The organism is Marivivens niveibacter (genome assembly GCF_002150005.2).
Lineage (GTDB): Bacteria > Pseudomonadota > Alphaproteobacteria > Rhodobacterales > Rhodobacteraceae > Marivivens > Marivivens niveibacter.
In genome coordinates this window covers 404,487-421,543 of sequence record NZ_MSPP01000003.1, presented here as the reverse complement: position 1 = coordinate 421,543, position 17,057 = coordinate 404,487, and the positions used below count along the sequence as shown (strand labels likewise).

Below are 17,057 nucleotides of genomic sequence, written 5' to 3'. Positions count from 1 at the left end.
ATTATTCTCCACGCGGAAAGCGTTGGTTTTCTTCGACCACATTCAGGTCCATGTGGTTGCGCATGTATCGTTCGGATGCTTGTTGCAGCGGCTGGTAATCCCAAGGGAAATACGCGCCGTTCCGCAGAGCTTCGTAAACAACCCAGCGGCGGGCTTGGCTTTCGCGAACGGCGGCGTCATAGGCATCCAAATCCCAGCGCAGCAGCGATTTTTCACGCAATTTCGCCAGAGTTTCAGAATGCGCAGGGTCGTCCGCCAAATTGTGCAATTCGTTAGGGTCATCGGCCAAATTGAACAGCTGATCAGGGTCCAATTTGCAGCGGGTATATTTATAGTCACCTTCACGGATCGACACGAGCGGGGCATAGGACCCTTCGGCGGCGTATTCCATCAGAACAGGTGACACGCGCTCCACGCCCTGCCCCAATGGCACCAGCGTTTCGCCGTCGGTCCATGGTTCGACCTCTTCCATCGACACGCCAGCCAGATCGCACAAGGTTGGGCAGACGTCGATGGTGGACACAGGCGCGGTAACCAGACCCGGTTCCATATTCGGCGCGGCGATCATAAGCGGAACGCGGGCCGAACCTTCGAAAAATGACATTTTGAACCACATGCCGCGTTCGCCCAGCATGTCGCCGTGGTCCGAAACAAACACAACAATCGTGTTATCAGCCATGCGCGTGCGTTCCAGCACGTCCATGATTTCGCCAACTTTATCATCCAGATAGCTGATGTTGGCAAAGTAGGCGCGGCGCGAACGACGCACGTCTTCGGCCGTGATATCAAAGCTGCGCCAATCATTCGCATCCATGATGCGTTTGTTGTGATTGTCCAAGTCTTCGTAAGGGATCGGGCCGACCTGAGGTTCCAGATGTTCGCAATCTTCGTACAGGTCCCAGTATTTTTTGCGGGCCACATAAGGGTCATGTGGGTGCGTGAAAGACACCGTCAGGCACCACGGACGTTCATCATGGCCACGCGCCAGATCATACAGTTTGCGGGTCGCGTTATAGGCGACCTCGTCATCATATTCCATCTGGTTGGAAATTTCGGCAACGCCAGCGCCAGTGACCGACCCCATGTTGTGATACCACCAATCGATCCGTTCGCCGGGTTTGCGGTAATCAGGGGTCCAACCGAAATCGGCGGGGTAGATGTCTGTGGTCAGGCGCTCTTCGAACCCGTGCATCTGATCAGGACCGACGAAATGCATCTTGCCCGATAGCGTGGTTTGATATCCCGCGCGGCGCAGATGGTGCGCGTATGTCGGGATGTCCGACGCATATTCAGCCGCGTTATCGTAGACGCGCGTGCGGCTGGGCAATTGACCCGCCATATATGCTGCGCGTGCAGGGGCGCACAGCGGCGATCCGGTGTAGGCATTTTGGAAACGTGTCGACCGTTCGGCCAGCTTTTTGATGTGCGGGGTATGCAGCCAATCCGCAGGGCCATCTGGGAACAGCGTACCGTTCAGCTGGTCGACCATGATGATCAGAATATTTGGTTTCGTCATTTTCCCTGTCCTAATTCAAGGTCCAGCGCCGCCAGAACCATGGCGGTCGCTTTGGACCCGTTTGTTGTTTTGGTACCCAATGCTTCGCGTAGATAAATTCCGTCGATCAGGCCGCCGATCCGCTGGGCGACCTCTTCGGCTTTGTCGCCCACCAAGGGGCGCAGGTTGTACAACAGATTCGCATGCAAACGGCGCTGATAGACGTTCAGCAGCCGCCCCGCTTCGCCTGAAGTTTGTGCAAGTACGTAAAAATTAAGCCATGCGGAAACGACCTCTCGACGGAAGTTCGTCGTGCCGAAGCCCGCGCGCACGATCGCTTCGATCCGGGTACGGGGACTATCGGCCATGCCCAGCGCGCCGCGGACTTCGGCGGCGTAAACAGCCAAAGTATGTCGCATAGCGGCTAGAAAAATCTGTTCTTTCCCACCGAAGTAGTGGTGCGCAAGCGCCGACGACATACCAGCCCGTTTGGCAATCTGTGACACCGTAACATCCAAAGAGCCTGAGGCCCCGATTTCATCAATCGTTGCCTGAACAAGGGCCGCACGGCGGATAGGTTCCATCCCGACTTTGGGCATAGTATCTCCAAAACTGCTTGCTATTCGAACCTAGGTGGTTGTTTATTGACTCGTCAATCAACAAAAAACCATCACGACCAACAGGAGACAAAAATGAAGATTAAATCTGCACTATCCGTCGTCGCGCTGTGCGCAGCTGCTGCACCTGCATTCGCTGACTGTGGCACCGTTACCATGTCCGACGTGGGTTGGACCGACATCACCACCACCACATCGACCGCGAAACACGTGCTAGAAGCACTGGGTTACGACGTAGACGTGAAAATTCTGTCCGTGCCTGTTACCTACGCGTCGCTGGAATCGGACGATCTGGATATTTTCCTGGGCGCTTGGATCCCTGCACAGTCGGGCAACCTGGACCCATATGTTGAAGCAGGCGAAATCGACGTTCTGGCGACCAACCTAGAAGGCACCGTCTACACGCTGGCCGTTCCGACCTACACCTTTGAAAAAGGTCTGCAGAGCTTTGCCGACATCAATAAATTCGCTGATGAACTGGACGAAAAAATCTACGGCATCGAACCAGGCAACGAAGGCAACGCCTATCTGGTATCGCTGACCGAAAAAGAAGGCTCGGGCCTAGACGGTATGGAAGTCATCGAATCGTCCGAACAGGGCATGCTGGCGCAAGTCGCACGTGCATATGACAAAGGCGAAGACGTTGTATTCCTGGGCTGGGCTCCGCACCCAATGAACGCAAACTTTGAACTGTCCTACCTGCCAGGCGGCGAAGAATTCTTTGGCGGCATCGGCACCGTTCAAACCCTGTCGCGCGCAGGTTACGCCGAAGAATGCCCAAACACCGGCAAACTGTTCAGCCAGATCGGTTTCACGCTGGAAATGGAAAACATGATCATGGGCCAGATTCTGGACGAAGGCATGGACCCTGATGAAGCTACCATGGCATGGATCCAGTCGAACCCAGAAGCTGTTCTGGCATGGGTTGACGGCGTGACCACGATGGACGGCGGCGACGCGACCGCTGCCCTGACCGAAGCGTTCGGTTACTAATCCACTCTTAACAAAGGCCCCGTTCGCGGGGCCTTTCGTTTACGCCCGATGGACATTGCCGTCGGGATGGCTGCATTCATCAACGGAGACCCAAACGTGGATTGGTTGACCGACAATAAAATCCCGGTAGGCAAACTGGCCAAGTCTGGCTTTGATTGGCTGCAAGATAACTTTGAATTTGTTTTTGATTGGCTTGCGTGGCTGATGGAGAGCCTGATCGACGGCATTCTGGCCGTTTTGGAATGGCCCCACCCGCTGATCATTATTGCCGTGTTTGTCGCGCTGACTTGGGTTCTTCAGCGCAGCTGGAAAACCTGCTTGTTCGTCGCAATCGGGTTCCTGTTTATTCTGAACCAAGACTATTGGGACGAAACACTAGAAAGCCTGACGCTGGTCCTGTCGTCTTGTGTAGTTTGTATGGGCGTTGGCGTGCCGATCGGCATCTATGCTGCGCACCGTCCTAAATTCTATCGCTATCTGACACCTGTGTTGGACCTGATGCAGACGCTGCCTGCGTTTGTGTATCTGATCCCTGCGATCGTATTCTTTGGCATCGGCATGGTTCCGGGTCTGCTGGCGACTGTGATCTTTGTTCTACCCGCTCCGATCCGCCTGACACACTTGGGCATTTCGTCCACGCCTCAGGCATTGCTAGAGGCCGCACGGGCATTCGGTGCAACGAACCGTCAGGTTCTGTGGAAAGTCGAACTGCCCTCTGCCCTGCCGCAAATCATGGCAGGTCTGAACCAAACCATCATGCTATCGCTGTCGATGGTTGTTGTGGCCGCTCTGGTTGGTGCAAACGGTTTGGGCGTTCCTGTGATGCGCGCGCTGGGTCAGGTACGTACCGACCTAGGGTTTGAATCGGGTCTGGTTATCGTGGTTGTCGCGATCATTCTGGACCGTATGCTGCGGATGGAGCGTAAATAATGACTAGAACAGCCGTAGAATTCGATAACGTTTCCATCGTTTTCGGTGAAAAACCTGACGTAGCCTTGCCGCTGATGGACCAAGGCCAAAGTCGCCCCGACATCCAAGAGGCGACAGGCCAAGTGCTGGGCGTGCATAATTGTTCGCTGTCCGTGGCCGAAGGTGAAATCCTTGTGCTGATGGGCCTTTCGGGGTCGGGCAAATCCACCCTGCTGCGGGCCGTGAATGCTCTGAACCCAGTCGTCCGCGGATCGGTCAAGGTTTGGGACGGGCAATCGCATGTCGATGTCACCCACGCCAAACCTGCCGAACTGCGCCGCATTCGCCAGAAAAACGTGGCGATGGTGTTCCAGCAATTCGGCCTACTGCCGTGGCGGACCGTGCGTGAAAACGTGGGTCTGGGTTTGGAACTGGCAGGTCAAACGCCAGCCGAACGCAAAGACGCCGTGGACACTCAGCTAGAACTGGTTGGTCTGGCCGATTGGGCAGAACGCAAAGTGGGCGAATTGTCGGGCGGTATGCAGCAGCGCGTCGGCCTTGCCCGTGCTTTTGCGACCGACGCGCCGATCCTTTTGATGGACGAACCGTTTTCGGCGTTGGACCCGCTGATCCGTGCGAAATTGCAGGACGAACTGCTGGACCTTCAGTCGAAACTGAAACGCACCATCATTTTCGTGTCCCACGATCTGGATGAAGCGTTCAAAATCGGCAACCGCATCGCCCTTATGGAAGGCGGCCGTATCGTGCAAACGGGCACCGCCCGCGAAATCATCGCGAACCCTGTGAACGACTATGTGCAGGATTTCGTCGCGCATATGAACCCGCTGGGCGTTCTGACGGCACGCGACGTGATGACGACGGGTTCCAGCGCGGGATCGACAGTTGACGTGGAAACCCCGATCAAAACGATCATTGAACAGCTGCAATCCGAAAAAGAACTATCCGTGATCGAGGCAGGCACCCCCATCGGGGTGATTACAGAAGGGTCCGTTTTGACCCGCCTGTCACGCTAAAACAAAGGGGCCGCATCAGCGGCCCCTTTTTTATTACAGACCTTTGGCCCGATAGCTTTGGACCACTTTGTCGATGGCCGCCAGATAGGCCGCGGTGCGCAGATCCTGCACATCATCGCGGCTGTGCCAAATTTCGCGCATCGACTGATAAGCGGTTCGCATGGTGTCGTCCAAACCCGATCGCACCAGCTCCAGCTCGTCTGCACCCCGCAGATATTTTTCTTTGAAATCTGGGGTCATCGACCATTTGTCACCCAGATATTCGTCCAGACGTGACAGTTCATCGATAACCAGCTGGTGGCGCGCCTCTTCTTGGCGGCGGCCCATGCGGCCGAAACGGATGTGCGACAGGTTTTTCACCCATTCAAAATACGACACCGTCACACCGCCCGCGTTCGCGTACATATCGGGTATAATAACGACGCCCTTGTTACGCAAAACTTCGTCCGCCCCTGCTGTGACGGGGCCGTTCGCGGCCTCGATGATCAGTGGCGCTTTGATGCGGTCAGCATTCCCCATATTGATCACGCCCTCTAGGGCGGCGGGAATTAGGATATCACATTCCTCTTCCAACACGTCGCTGCCTTCGGCGTGGTGTGTGGCATCTGGATAGCCGGAAACGCCGCCATGTTTAACGATCCATTCGCGGACCTTTTCGACGTTCAATCCATTGGGATTAAACAAGGCGCCATCGCGTTCAATGATACCGGTGATAATAGAACCGTCTTCCTCTTGCAGGAATTTAGCTGCGTGATAGCCCACGTTGCCTAGGCCTTGAACAATGACGCGCTTGTCTTTGAGCGTACCCGACAGTTTGGCAATTGCCATGTCTTCGGGGTGGCGGAAAAATTCGCGCAAGGCGTACTGCACACCGCGGCCCGTAGCCTCGACTCGGCCAGCGATACCGCCCGCGTTGCGAGGTTTACCCGTGACGCAAGCGGCGGCGTTGATGTCGGTGGTGTTCATGCGGCGATACTGATCGGCAATCCACGCCATTTCCCGTTCGCCCGTACCCATATCGGGGGCTGGAACGTTTTGCGACGGGTTGATCAGGTCGCGTTTAATCAGTTCGAACGCAAAGCGGCGAGTGATCTGTTCCAGTTCGACTTCGTTCCATTCGCGCGGATCGATGCATAGGCCGCCCTTAGATCCACCAAACGGAGCCTCGACCAGCGCACATTTATAGGTCATCAGCGCGGCCAGCGCCTCTACTTCGTCCTGATCCACAGCCAAGGCGTAACGGATACCGCCTTTGACCGGCTCCATATGTTCCGAATGAACCGAACGATAGCCCGTAAACGTGTGCATTTCGCCGCGCAAACGCACGCCAAAACGGACGGTATAGGTTGAATTACAAACGCGGATTTTTTCTTCGATGCCAGTTGGCAGGTCCATCAACGCGACCGCGCGATTGAACATAATCTCTACAGATTCACGAAAACTTGGTTCATTTAACGTATTATTAACATTCACGGCCAAAACCTCCATTCAGCCCACTGCGGTGGTACGCCGGACCAGATTCGCAGGGCCGACTCGGGCCGCCTATTCCTGTTGGCGGCACCGTATAGTCCTAGACGGCAAAGGGTGTGGATAAGTTTAGCAGCGGCGGTTTTGTCGCGTTCGCATGAACAATCCTACCCGTTAGGCGCGATTACAGACGGACCACACACAAACAAACCAATATGGGCACGATCCTGCCCCATTTTCGCCATTCTCCGATAGGTATAACGGGACCCAATAAGGTGGGAAAACCACCAAATTGAGACTGACATCGACCAAGAAAGGTTCGAAGATGGAAAAAAAGGGCGCTCAGCTTATCCGGTGGAACCGGATGATCCGGGAACGGCTCACGTTGTTTGGTCAGCGTGAAGATGGCAGCATGGTCATCTTTGCGGTTTTTGTGTTCATCATGATCCTATTGGTCACCGGCATGGCCGTAGATTTCATGCGTGTTGAAACCACCCGAACACGCGTACAAGCAACGCTGGACCGCGCAGTTTTGGCTGCGGCAGATTTGGATCAAACATTGCCACGCGACGAGGTCGTCGCCGACTACATGACCAAAGCAGACCTTGCGGATGCATTGGTGGGGGACCCTACAGTCGACGAAGGCCTAAATTATAGTGAAGTGTCTGCGTCCGCAGCGGTCGAAGTGCCGATGCTGTTCTCGGGCCTAGCAGCTGTCACTAACCCTGGTTCGTCCTATCACGAAAGCCTGACCGTTCCGGCCAGCGCCACCGCAGAAGAGCGTGTTGCGAAGGTCGAAATTTCGATGGTGTTGGATATCTCCGGATCGATGAACAGCAACAACCGGATCGGCAACCTGCGTAACGCAGCATCTGAATTCGTAAATACTGTTCTTGCCGATTCCAACGAAGACCTTATCTCCGTTTCGCTGGTTCCCTATTCGGAACACGTTAGCGCGGGCGAAGATTTGTTCGGGCAATTCAATACGAACCAGACGCATGGCTATTCGTATTGCCTTGAATTCGAGAACGGCGATTTTTCGACCACTTCGATGTCGCGCGGATCCGACTATGATCAGGTTCAGCATTTCCAGTGGGCGTACGATGGCCGCAACAACGACCGTACCCGCACCGTCTGCCCTCGCTATTCGAACCAAACCATCACTCCGTGGAGCCAAGATCGTAACGCTCTGCTAAGCCAGATTTCACAACTGAACGGCACCATTCAGACCTCGATCCATCTGGGTATGAAATGGGGCGCTGGCCTACTGGACCCGTCGACACGTCCGCAACTGAACGGTCTGATCGGTCAAGGCGATGTTGACTCCGCATTTGCAGGTCGTCCGGCGAGCTATGACGACAATGAGACGCTAAAGTTCATCATCCTGATGTCTGACGGCGAAAACACGTCGTCCCTGCGTCTGCAAGACTGGGCCTACGACAGCGACAGCGACCGTAACCACTGGAACAACTACAACCTGCAGTACTACCTACAGCACTATGTAGATTCCCGTTACCATTCGCGGTTTTACTGGTGGAAATACGACTCTGCCACGATGAACCAGCTGACACACAACATCTGTTCGGCGGCCAAAGACAACGGCATCATCATCTGGACTATCGGGTTCGAGGTTCCATCCGATGCGGGCAACACCGTGCTGCGTAATTGCGCCACCTCGCCCAGCCACTTCTTTGACGTAGACGGCGTTGAAATTTCGTCCGCATTCTCGGCGATCGCAACGCAGATCAACAACCTGAAACTGACACGCTAATGAGACGTAATATGACCCATATCCTTTCACTCTTGGCACGCCCCTTTGGGCGGTTCGCCCGGAACGAAAGCGGTTCGGCAACTGTCGAATTCGCGCTCGTCTTTCCTATCTACCTGACCCTTATGCTGTCCGCGTTTGAATCCGGTATTCTAATGACCCGTCAGGTCATGCTGGAACGCGGTGTAGACATGGCTATCCGCGATGTTCGTATCGGCACTATGGCTACGGTTGATTATACCACCTTGCGTGACGCGATCTGCGATTATGCTGGTATGCTACCTGAATGCGAAACGTCGCTGAAAATCGAAATGCGCCCTGTCGATCTGAAAAACTGGACAGATATTCCGGGCGCACCTGACTGTATCGACCGTGATGACCCTGCAGCGCCATTGGTCGCCTTTAACGAAGGCGGCGCGAACCAAATGGTTGTTGTTCGCGCCTGTGCGCTGTTCAACCCAGTGTTCCCAACAATCGGTCTAGGCGCAAAGATCCCGCGCGAAAGCGGCGATGAATACGCGCTGGTTGCCATGTCCGCATTCGTGAAGGAGCCGCTATAATGAAACGCCTGAAAAACATCCCGTTTCTGGGCCGGTTCCTGTCGAACGAAGACGGCGGCATCGCAGTCGAAACCGTTCTGGTTTTCCCGATCCTATGTTGGGCATATCTGGCGACGTTCGTGTATTTTGATGCATTCCGCATCCAAAGCACGACAGCCAAAGCCGCCTATACCATCAGCGATCAGCTAAGCCGCGAAACCAACTATGTCACGCCCAGCTATCTGGACGCGGTATATCGTCTGCACGAATTCCTAACCACATCCAATCAGGACACTGATCTGCGTGTCACGGTTGTGCGCTACACCGATGACGATGGTTACGAAGTTCGCTGGTCGAAAACGCGTGGGAACGTAACACCAATGGACGCAACCACATTGTCCAACGTCGAAGACCAACTGCCTGTTATGCCAAATAACGAAGTGGTTTTGGTTGTCGAAAACTGGTTGGCGTATGAGCCTGCGTTCAACGTTGGTTTGGGTGATTTCACCTTTGAAAACCTGATCGTAACCCGCCCTCGTTTCAATTCAGCGCAAGTTTGCTGGAACGACAGCGAAACTGGAAATACATCCTCGGCGACCTGCTAAGGCGCGTTAACGCATACATTCTGTGCACCGGCGAAGGGTTTGACCAATTGCCGGTGCATTTTTGTTTTCCTATGTCTAATAGGCAAAGGAGACACAGCCATGTCCATCAGACCAACGTTAGAAACACGCAAGGCCATGCCACATATGGAAGGCGCTGGCGTAAAATTGCACCGCGCATTCGGGTTTCAAGATCCCAGCGAATTGGATCCGTTCCTGATGTTCGACGATTTCCGCGGCGATCATCCTGACGACTATATTCGCGGGTTTCCGTGGCACCCCCATCGCGGCATTGAAACCATCACCTACGTTCTGAACGGCACCGTCGAACACGGCGACAGTTTGGGAAACACAGGCACTTTGGGTGCGGGTGATGTTCAGTGGATGACCGCAGGGTCAGGTATTCTGCACCAAGAAATGCCCAAAGGTAACATTGCCGGCCAAATGCACGGGTTCCAATTGTGGGCGAACCTGCCACGCGATCTGAAAATGACCGCGCCGCGTTATCAAGACGTCAAAGGCAAAGAAATCCCCGAGATCATTGATGACGACGGCACTCGCGTCAAAGTCATCGTGGGCGAATTCTGGGGCAAACGTGGTCCTGTTGATGGGATCGCCGCTGATCCGCAGTATCTGGATATTTTCGTGCCAGCGGGTGTGAAAAAGACCTTCAAGGTCGACACCTACCGCCGCGCGTTCGCCTATGTTTTCCAAGGCAAAGGCGCCTTTGCCGATGCCTCGACCCCGTCTGGCGTTCTGCTGGAAAAAGAGGTCATGGGCGAAGAGGTGAACATCCGCGACATGTCGGGCAACCGTACCCTGATCCGTTTCGGCACAGGCGACGAAGTGACTGTTCAGGCCGGCGAAGAAGGCATTCGGTTCCTGCTGATTTCGGGCGCGCCGATCGAAGAACCCGTTGCTTGGCACGGCCCAATTGTGATGAACACGCAGGCCGAAATTCAACAAGCGGTCAAAGAGCTGCGCAACGGCACCTTTATTAAACCTGCCCATTAAAATCTGCGGGGGCGCGTTCTGCGCCCCTTGCGACCGCCCTGACCCAACGTCTATTGTCCGCGCATTACATTGGTATCAGGTTCATGCGCATCTTTCTCCTTCTGTCCTGTTTGTCTTTAACGGCCTGTGCGGATTTCCCACAACTGGATGCGCTGAACGATTCCATTGTCGTGCCTGATTATCCGTCGTTCATTCCTTTTGACCAAATATCGACGCCAACCGACACGACAGCGGCAACAACGCTAGAACAGCGTGCCGCAAATTTACGTGCCCGCGCTGCAGCATTGCGCAATACCACCCCCTAATTACGTAGTTCGCGTTGCACCACGTCGCCGGACGGGGTAACAGCGGACCGTTCAAAGAATTCTACGGAGCCTCATATGTCGTCGCCTCTTCGCCTTGGTATTGCTGGTCTTGGCACTGTTGGTGTCGGTGTGATCCGCATCGTGCAAAATCAGGCTGAACTGCTGTCTGCACGCACTGGCCGCGACATCACGATTTCCGCCGTCTGCGCCCGTAGCCAAAAAGATCGCAGTGTCGATCTGTCCGGCTACGCATGGGAAGACGACGCCGTTGCACTGGCCACCCGCGATGATGTTGACGTTTACGTCGAACTGATGGGCGGCGAAAATGGCCCCGCCAAAGCGTCGATCGAAGCAGCCATTGCCGCTGGCAAACACGTTGTCACCGCAAACAAGGCGCTGCTGGCCCATTACGGTCAATCCGTTGCCGAAGCCGCCGAAGCCGCAGGTGTTGCCGTGCGTTATGAGGCAGCCGTTGCTGGCGGCATCCCCGTGATCAAATCCCTGACCGAAGGTCTGGCTGCAAACCGTATCGAACGCGTCATCGGCGTGATGAATGGCACCTGCAACTACATCCTGACCCGCATGGAAGACGCTGGCCTGTCCTACGACGAAGCCTTCGCCGAAGCAGACGGTCTGGGCTACCTAGAGGCTGATCCAAATCTGGACGTAGGCGGTATTGATGCGGGCCACAAATTGTCGATCCTGTCGGCGATTGCCTTTGGCACTCAGGTCGATTTCGACGGGGTCGAGCTGGAAGGCATCGGCAACGTCACCATCGAAGATATCCGTAACGCCGCCGATATGGGTTACAAAATCAAACTGCTGGGCGTTGCGCAGATGACGGGCCGCGGTTTGGAACAGCGCATGTCACCGTGCCTTGTGCCTGCGACATCTCCGTTGGGCCAATTGGTGGGTGGTACGAACATGGTGGTGCTTGAGGGCGACGCCGTGGGCCAGATCGTTCTACGCGGCGCTGGCGCTGGTGAAGGCCCAACAGCAAGCGCGGTGATGGGCGACGTCTGCGATATCGCGCGCGGCCTGATGATGCCGACCTTTGGTCAGCCTGCGACCACCCTGCGTCGGGCGCCATCGGCACGCGCGGCTGTTCCTGCGCCATACTACATCCGTTTGAACCTACTGGATAAACCCGGCGCAATGGGCAAGGTCGCGTCGGCCTTGGGTGATGCAGGCGTATCGATCCACCGCATGCGCCAGCACGATCACGAAGAAGGCACCTACGCCCCCGTTGTGATCGTGACGCATAAAATCACGCGTCAGGCATTGGACCAAGCCATCGAAGGGTTCGCCGCCACAGGCGTTGTCGATGGAACGCCGATCGCCCTGCGCATTGAACGAGTCTAAAAATAATTGGTCGCCTACGGGCGGCCTTTTCGTTTTGCGGCGCTGGGATCAAACAAACATCATTTTTGATGCAGTTTGTATTCGTTTTGATATTCTTTGACAGGTTTTGATTTTCGTTAGCGCGAACAATGCGTTCGTTAGCGCCACCAGACTTGAGCCCCCCAAACCGTTGCGCCTACATGGCCCCAAATTAGACCTTGGGGACACTATTATGGCGACCATTCCTGAATTTCACGACCGCATGCTGTCGCTGGGCCTTGCCCGCGTATCGGAACAGGCGGCCATTGCATCGGCTGGCTTGATCGGCCACGGCGATGAAAAAGCGGCAGATCAGGCCGCCGTTAACGCGATGCGCGACCAGCTGAACAAACTGGCGATCCAAGGCGTTGTTGTCATCGGCGAAGGCGAACGCGACGAAGCCCCAATGCTGTACATCGGCGAAGAGGTCGGTTCGGGCGAAGGCCCGGCCGTCGACATCGCGCTGGACCCGCTAGAGGGCACCACCCTGACCGCGAAAGACATGCCAAACGCATTGACCGTCATCGCAATGGGCCCACGCGGCACCATGCTGCACGCGCCTGACGTTTACATGGAAAAACTGGCGATTGGCCCAGGCTATGACGCTGACACCGTGACAATGGACATGACACCAGCCGAACGCGTGAACGCACTGGCCGCGGCCAAAGGTTGCGACGCGAAAGACATCACCGTTTGCGTTCTGGAACGTCCACGTCACGACGCCATGATCGCCGAACTGCGCACCACTGGCGCTGCAATCCGCCTGATCACCGACGGCGACGTTGCTGGCGTTATGCACTGCGCGGATGCGGACAAAACCGGCATCGACATGTACATGGGTTCCGGCGGCGCACCCGAAGGCGTTCTAGCAGCAGCTGCCCTGAAATGCATGGGCGGACAGTTCTATGGCAAACTATTGTTCCGCAACGACGACGAACGCGGCCGCGCGACCAAAGCGGGCATCACCGATTTCGACCGCGTCTACACCCGCGACGAATTGGTCAAAGGCGACGTGATCTTTGCCGCGACAGGCGTGACCGACGGATCGCTGGTGGCTGGCATCAAACGCGAACCGGGTTTCCTGACCACTGAAACGATCCTAATGCGGTCGAAAACAGGGTCGATCCGCCGCATGACATACCGCAACCCAGTCTAACGTTGCCAAACGGGGCCGGTGTTCATTCACCGGCCCTTTTGCTATCCGTTGCACAGTTTCACCGAATGGCGGATAAGCAGGCTATGACGTCTTTTCTGAATGTAGATTGCTCTGTCACAGGGCGCCGCTGGGTTGGTCCCACGATCGAGGTTGACCGCCTGTCCGAAGCCATCGAACAGGCCACCGCCCTGCCCGCGCCTGTGTGCCGTACCTTGGCCCGCCGCGGTGTCGAACCACACGAAGCCGACGGGTTCCTAAACCCCACCTTGCGCGAAATGCTGCCCGATCCGCGTTCCATGCTGGATATGGACCGCGCCGCCGCACGTTTTATTCAGGCGCTGGACCGCAACGAACGGATCGCTGTGTTTGGCGACTATGACGTGGATGGCGGATCATCGGCTGCGCTGCTGATTGTCTGGCTTCGCACGATGGGCCGCAACGCCACGCTATACATCCCCGACCGCATCGACGAAGGCTACGGCCCAAATGACGAAGCGATGGCCCAACTGGCCGCCAACCACGACCTGATCATCTGCGTCGACTGCGGCACCTTATCCCACGGCCCGATTGCCGCCGCCAAAGGCGCGGATGTGGTTGTTTTGGATCACCATTTGGGCAGCGAAACCCTGCCCGACTGCGTGGCCGTCGTGAACCCGAACCGTCAGGACGAAACGGGCGAATTGGCCCACCTGTGCGCCGCTGGCGTCGTGTTCCTGATGCTGGTCGAAGTAAACCGCCTGCTGCGCGAAAAGGGCGTACAGGGGCCGAACCTGATGGGGTTCCTTGATCTGGTCGCGCTGGCGACTGTGGCTGATGTTGCGCCTCTGATCGGGGTGAACCGCGCGTTCGTGCGTCAGGGGCTAAAGGTCATGGCGAACCGCGATCGGATTGGCCTGACCGCGTTGGCCGATGTGGCAGGTATGGATAACGCGCCTACGTCCTATCACCTTGGGTTCCTACTTGGGCCACGCGTGAATGCAGGCGGGCGTATTGGTCAGGCCGATATCGGCGCGAAACTGTTGGCCACCAACGACCCGCGCGAGGCGCAGGTATTGGCCGAACAGCTGGACCAGCTAAACCGCGACCGCCGCGAAATTGAATCCGCTGTTCGAGAAGAGGCTATGGCCCAAGCCGAAGCGCGCGGGCTGGACGCGCCGCTGGTCTGGGCCGCCGAAGACGGCTGGCACCCCGGCGTGGTGGGCATTGTCGCCAGCCGCATGAAAGAGGCCACAAACCGCCCCGCCATCGTCATCGGTTTCGACGGCGACATCGGTAAAGGGTCGGGTCGTTCGGTTGCTGGCATTGATCTGGGCGCTTCGATCCAGAAACTAGCCATGGAAGGTTTGCTGATCAAAGGCGGAGGGCACAAAATGGCCGCTGGCCTGACCGTTGCACGCGACAAACTGGAACCCGCGATGGAACGTCTGGCCGAGCTATTGGCAAAACAGGGCGCAGATAAAATCGGCCCTGCTGATCTGCGTCTGGACGGCGTGTTGATGCCAGGTGCGGCGACTGTGGAATTGGTCAATCAGATTGAACAAGCAGGGCCTTTTGGTGCGTCTGCCTCTGCCCCCAGATTCGCGTTTCCCGATATGCAGATCCATTTCGCGAAACGGGTTGGCGCAAACCACCTGAAAATTACCTTCGGTGACGGTCTGGGTGCGCGGATCGACGGAATCGCTTTTGGTGCGTTTGACGGGCCAATGGGGCCGATGTTGGAACAGCACAACGGCAAACGGTTCCATCTGGCGGGCAAACTGGACATCAACATCTGGCAAGGCCGCCAATCCGTGCAATTACGGCTAGAGGACGCCGCCCCAGCGCACGACTAATCGGGCCATTTCATTATTTTTTGAAAAAAGATGATTTGCCCTCTTGCGCTTGGGCCGAACCAACAATAAAAGCCCCCTCACACCAACAGTGGCCCGTTCGTCTATCGGTTAGGACGCCAGGTTTTCAACCTGGAAAGAGGGGTTCGATTCCCCTACGGGCTGCCACTTTCCCCTGACATTTCAACGATGTGACTTGTTCAATTTGAACACGCCCGTTGCCGTTGCGATCATCGTTTCGCCGTCCATCAATGTCATTTCCGAAAAGAATACAGACCGCCCCGATTTCACGCGGGTGCCCGTTGCAGTCACATGCCCCGTCCCGCCTGGTGATAGGAAATTGACGTTCAGGTTTAATGTGACGCCGTAGACGGGTTTTGCGGGATCATCGCTGTACAGGCCGCACATGCCGCCCACGTGGTCCAAAATGGCCGAGGTGACGCCGCCATGCAAAATACCCGCGCGGTTCATCAATTCAGGCCGCAGGTCAAACCCGACCTGAATATACCCGTCCCGCCATTCGATCAGGTCAGGGCCAAGAAATGAAATAAAGGGACTGTCGCTACCGAATTTTTCCATGGAGCCAGAATGTCAGCGACCCCAGCGACCACAAGCGAAAAAGGCGGGCCATGGCCCGCCTTTCGTAATTATTCGTTCCAAGCGGTGTCGACACCGTGCAACCCGCCGATGCGTTTGCGGGTCGGCAGGCCGATACGGTCCAGAATGGTAAAGAACGGTTTGGGGTCCAGCTCTTCGACGTTTTTCATCGTCTTTGCGTCCCATTCACCGGTCGCAACCAGCATAGCGGCAGCCACTGGCGGCACACCTGCAGTGTAGGAAATACCTTGGCTGCCCACCTCTTCATACGCCTCTTTGTGGTCGGCGACGTTGTAGACAAAGACTTCGTAATCTTCGCCGTCTTTGGTACCTTTGACCAGATCACCTATGCAGGTTTTACCAGTGTAGTTTGGCGCCAGCGATGCAGGATCAGGCAGGACAGCCTTGACCACTTTCAGCGGAACGACCTCTTGGCCTTCGGCGGTGACAACAGGCTGTTCGGACAGCAGGCCCAGATTTTTCAGCACGGTGAACACGTTGATGTAGTGATCGCCAAAGCCCATCCAGAAACGCACGTCCGCCTGCGGGTAGTTCGCCGCCAGCGAATGCACCTCGTCATGGCCCGACTGATACGCGCGGCAAGTGCCGACGACAGGCAGTTCCCAATCGTGGCCCGACGCGAACATGGTGGTTTCTTTCCACTGCTGGTCTTCCCAGTAGTAGACGACGCCGGTGAATTCGCGAAAGTTAATCTCGGGATCGAAATTGGTCGCGAAGTATTTACCGTGGCTGCCTGCGTTGATGTCCACGATGTCGATGGATTTCACTTCGTCCATCAGATCAATGGCGAAACGCGCGAACGCGTTCACAACGCCCGGATCAAAACCTGCGCCCAAAATCGCGGTCACGCCTTTTTCGGCACATAGATCGCGTTTTTTCCATTCGTAGTTTGCGTACCATGGCGGGGTTTCGCAAATCTTTGCAGGATCTTCGTGGATCGCGGTGTCGATGTAGGCAACGCCCGTTTCGATGCAGGCGTCCAGAACATACATGTTCACAAACGCCGAACCCACGTTGATTACGATTTCAACGCCTGTGTCGCGGATCAGCTGCGCCACTGCGGCAGTGTCCATCGCGTCGACCTGATGAGCCTTTAGAACGCCATCATTTTTCATTGCGCCCTTTTCACGGACGGACTCAAGGATCGCTTCGCATTTGGAAACGGTCCGGCTCGCGATATGAATATCGCCTAGCACATCGTTATTTTGCGCGCATTTATGCGCCACGACCTGAGCGACGCCACCGGCGCCGATGATGAGTACGTTCTGTTTCAACTCAAGAGACCTCCTACAGTCCAGTTTCAGTGAGTTTGTGCCCACACGGGCAAGGTT

General features: G+C 56.1%; 16 protein-coding genes and 1 tRNA gene. 12 read left to right on the top strand and 5 right to left on the bottom strand.

From position 1 onward, the window contains the following. Position 1: 1 nt before the first annotated feature. Positions 2-1,516: a choline-sulfatase gene (gene betC, locus BVC71_RS10840; protein ID WP_086451674.1), complete on the bottom strand. Its 1,515-nt coding sequence runs from the start codon at positions 1,514-1,516 to the stop codon at positions 2-4. Next, positions 1,513-2,094 (bottom strand): choline-binding transcriptional repressor BetI, encoded by a 582-nt coding sequence (gene betI / locus BVC71_RS10835; protein ID WP_086451673.1) that lies wholly within the window; start codon positions 2,092-2,094, stop codon positions 1,513-1,515. The genes betC and betI overlap by 4 nt, the downstream gene beginning before the upstream one ends. A gap of 93 nt (positions 2,095-2,187) precedes the next feature. Between betI and choX the strand changes: the two genes are divergently transcribed. From choX to choV, 3 genes are all read left to right on the top strand, one after another. After that, complete coding sequence (gene choX, locus BVC71_RS10830; RefSeq protein ID WP_086451672.1) at positions 2,188-3,105, top strand: choline ABC transporter substrate-binding protein; 918 nt, start codon at positions 2,188-2,190, stop codon at positions 3,103-3,105. 96 nt (positions 3,106-3,201) lie between these two features. After that, positions 3,202-4,035: a choline ABC transporter permease subunit gene (gene choW / locus BVC71_RS10825; protein ID WP_086451837.1), complete on the top strand. Its 834-nt coding sequence runs from the start codon at positions 3,202-3,204 to the stop codon at positions 4,033-4,035. Then, the gene (gene choV / locus BVC71_RS10820) at positions 4,035-5,048 is read left to right on the top strand and encodes a choline ABC transporter ATP-binding protein (RefSeq protein WP_086451671.1); all 1,014 of its coding nucleotides are present in this window, start codon (positions 4,035-4,037) and stop codon (positions 5,046-5,048) included. Before choW ends, choV begins: the two co-directional genes overlap by 1 nt. 33 nt (positions 5,049-5,081) lie before the next feature. On the opposite strand, the gene BVC71_RS10815 is transcribed toward choV, so the two are convergent. Continuing rightward, complete coding sequence (locus tag BVC71_RS10815) at positions 5,082-6,536, bottom strand: Glu/Leu/Phe/Val family dehydrogenase (protein ID WP_086451670.1); 1,455 nt, start codon at positions 6,534-6,536, stop codon at positions 5,082-5,084. 343 nt (positions 6,537-6,879) lie between these two features. On the opposite strand from BVC71_RS10815, the gene BVC71_RS10810 reads away from it, so the two are divergent. The 9 genes from BVC71_RS10810 to BVC71_RS10770 all read left to right on the top strand — a co-directional run bounded on the left by BVC71_RS10810 (position 6,880) and on the right by BVC71_RS10770 (position 15,276). Continuing rightward, positions 6,880-8,286 carry a TadE/TadG family type IV pilus assembly protein gene (locus BVC71_RS10810; RefSeq protein ID WP_240516834.1) on the top strand — a complete coding sequence of 469 codons (1,407 nt, stop codon included), beginning with the start codon at positions 6,880-6,882 and terminating at the stop codon, positions 8,284-8,286. An 11-nt stretch (positions 8,287-8,297) separates the two neighbouring features. Continuing rightward, positions 8,298-8,843: a TadE/TadG family type IV pilus assembly protein gene (locus BVC71_RS10805; RefSeq protein WP_086451668.1), complete on the top strand. Its 546-nt coding sequence runs from the start codon at positions 8,298-8,300 to the stop codon at positions 8,841-8,843. Continuing rightward, positions 8,843-9,427 carry a TadE/TadG family type IV pilus assembly protein gene (locus BVC71_RS10800; protein ID WP_086451667.1) on the top strand — a complete coding sequence of 195 codons (585 nt, stop codon included), beginning with the start codon at positions 8,843-8,845 and terminating at the stop codon, positions 9,425-9,427. The genes BVC71_RS10805 and BVC71_RS10800 overlap by 1 nt, the downstream gene beginning before the upstream one ends. Positions 9,428-9,526: 99 nt before the next feature. Beyond that, positions 9,527-10,438: a pirin family protein gene (locus BVC71_RS10795; protein ID WP_086451666.1), complete on the top strand. Its 912-nt coding sequence runs from the start codon at positions 9,527-9,529 to the stop codon at positions 10,436-10,438. Positions 10,439-10,521: 83 nt separating this feature from the next. After that, a complete protein-coding gene (locus tag BVC71_RS10790; protein WP_086451665.1) occupies positions 10,522-10,743 on the top strand; it encodes a hypothetical protein in 222 nt (73 codons plus the stop codon). A gap of 75 nt (positions 10,744-10,818) precedes the next feature. After that, positions 10,819-12,105: a homoserine dehydrogenase gene (locus tag BVC71_RS10785; protein ID WP_086451664.1), complete on the top strand. Its 1,287-nt coding sequence runs from the start codon at positions 10,819-10,821 to the stop codon at positions 12,103-12,105. A 211-nt stretch (positions 12,106-12,316) separates the two neighbouring features. Further along, the gene (gene glpX / locus BVC71_RS10780) at positions 12,317-13,279 is read left to right on the top strand and encodes a class II fructose-bisphosphatase (RefSeq protein WP_086451663.1); all 963 of its coding nucleotides are present in this window, start codon (positions 12,317-12,319) and stop codon (positions 13,277-13,279) included. An 83-nt stretch (positions 13,280-13,362) separates the two neighbouring features. Next, positions 13,363-15,111 (top strand): single-stranded-DNA-specific exonuclease RecJ, encoded by a 1,749-nt coding sequence (gene recJ, locus BVC71_RS10775; protein WP_086451836.1) that lies wholly within the window; start codon positions 13,363-13,365, stop codon positions 15,109-15,111. Positions 15,112-15,201: 90 nt separating this feature from the next. Further along, positions 15,202-15,276 (top strand) — tRNA-Glu (locus tag BVC71_RS10770). A 15-nt stretch (positions 15,277-15,291) separates the two neighbouring features. Here BVC71_RS10770 and BVC71_RS10765 read toward each other — a convergent pair. Both BVC71_RS10765 and BVC71_RS10760 read right to left on the bottom strand, forming a co-directional pair. Next, complete coding sequence (locus tag BVC71_RS10765; RefSeq protein ID WP_086451662.1) at positions 15,292-15,687, bottom strand: PaaI family thioesterase; 396 nt, start codon at positions 15,685-15,687, stop codon at positions 15,292-15,294. Positions 15,688-15,755: 68 nt separating this feature from the next. Next, positions 15,756-17,000, bottom strand: a complete 1,245-nt coding sequence (locus BVC71_RS10760) for a saccharopine dehydrogenase family protein (protein ID WP_086451661.1) — start codon at positions 16,998-17,000, stop codon at positions 15,756-15,758. Positions 17,001-17,057: the final 57 nt, after the last annotated feature.

Excerpts from the sequence above, each read along its gene's own strand:
- BVC71_RS10795 (WP_086451666.1), top strand. The coding sequence starts at position 9,527 with ATGTCCATCAGACCAACGTTAGAAACACGCAAGGCCATGCCACATATG.
- BVC71_RS10805 (WP_086451668.1), top strand. The coding sequence starts at position 8,298 with ATGACCCATATCCTTTCACTCTTGGCACGCCCCTTTGGGCGGTTCGCC.
- betI (WP_086451673.1), bottom strand. The coding sequence starts at position 2,094 with ATGCCCAAAGTCGGGATGGAACCTATCCGCCGTGCGGCCCTTGTTCAG.
- glpX (WP_086451663.1), top strand. The coding sequence starts at position 12,317 with ATGGCGACCATTCCTGAATTTCACGACCGCATGCTGTCGCTGGGCCTT.
- BVC71_RS10765 (WP_086451662.1), bottom strand. The coding sequence starts at position 15,687 with ATGGAAAAATTCGGTAGCGACAGTCCCTTTATTTCATTTCTTGGCCCT.
- BVC71_RS10815 (WP_086451670.1), bottom strand. The coding sequence starts at position 6,536 with ATGGAGGTTTTGGCCGTGAATGTTAATAATACGTTAAATGAACCAAGT.
- recJ (WP_086451836.1), top strand. The coding sequence starts at position 13,363 with ATGACGTCTTTTCTGAATGTAGATTGCTCTGTCACAGGGCGCCGCTGG.
- betC (WP_086451674.1), bottom strand. The coding sequence starts at position 1,516 with ATGACGAAACCAAATATTCTGATCATCATGGTCGACCAGCTGAACGGT.
- choV (WP_086451671.1), top strand. The coding sequence starts at position 4,035 with ATGACTAGAACAGCCGTAGAATTCGATAACGTTTCCATCGTTTTCGGT.
- choX (WP_086451672.1), top strand. The coding sequence starts at position 2,188 with ATGAAGATTAAATCTGCACTATCCGTCGTCGCGCTGTGCGCAGCTGCT.
- BVC71_RS10800 (WP_086451667.1), top strand. The coding sequence starts at position 8,843 with ATGAAACGCCTGAAAAACATCCCGTTTCTGGGCCGGTTCCTGTCGAAC.
- BVC71_RS10810 (WP_240516834.1), top strand. The coding sequence starts at position 6,880 with ATGATCCGGGAACGGCTCACGTTGTTTGGTCAGCGTGAAGATGGCAGC.
- BVC71_RS10790 (WP_086451665.1), top strand. The coding sequence starts at position 10,522 with ATGCGCATCTTTCTCCTTCTGTCCTGTTTGTCTTTAACGGCCTGTGCG.
- BVC71_RS10785 (WP_086451664.1), top strand. The coding sequence starts at position 10,819 with ATGTCGTCGCCTCTTCGCCTTGGTATTGCTGGTCTTGGCACTGTTGGT.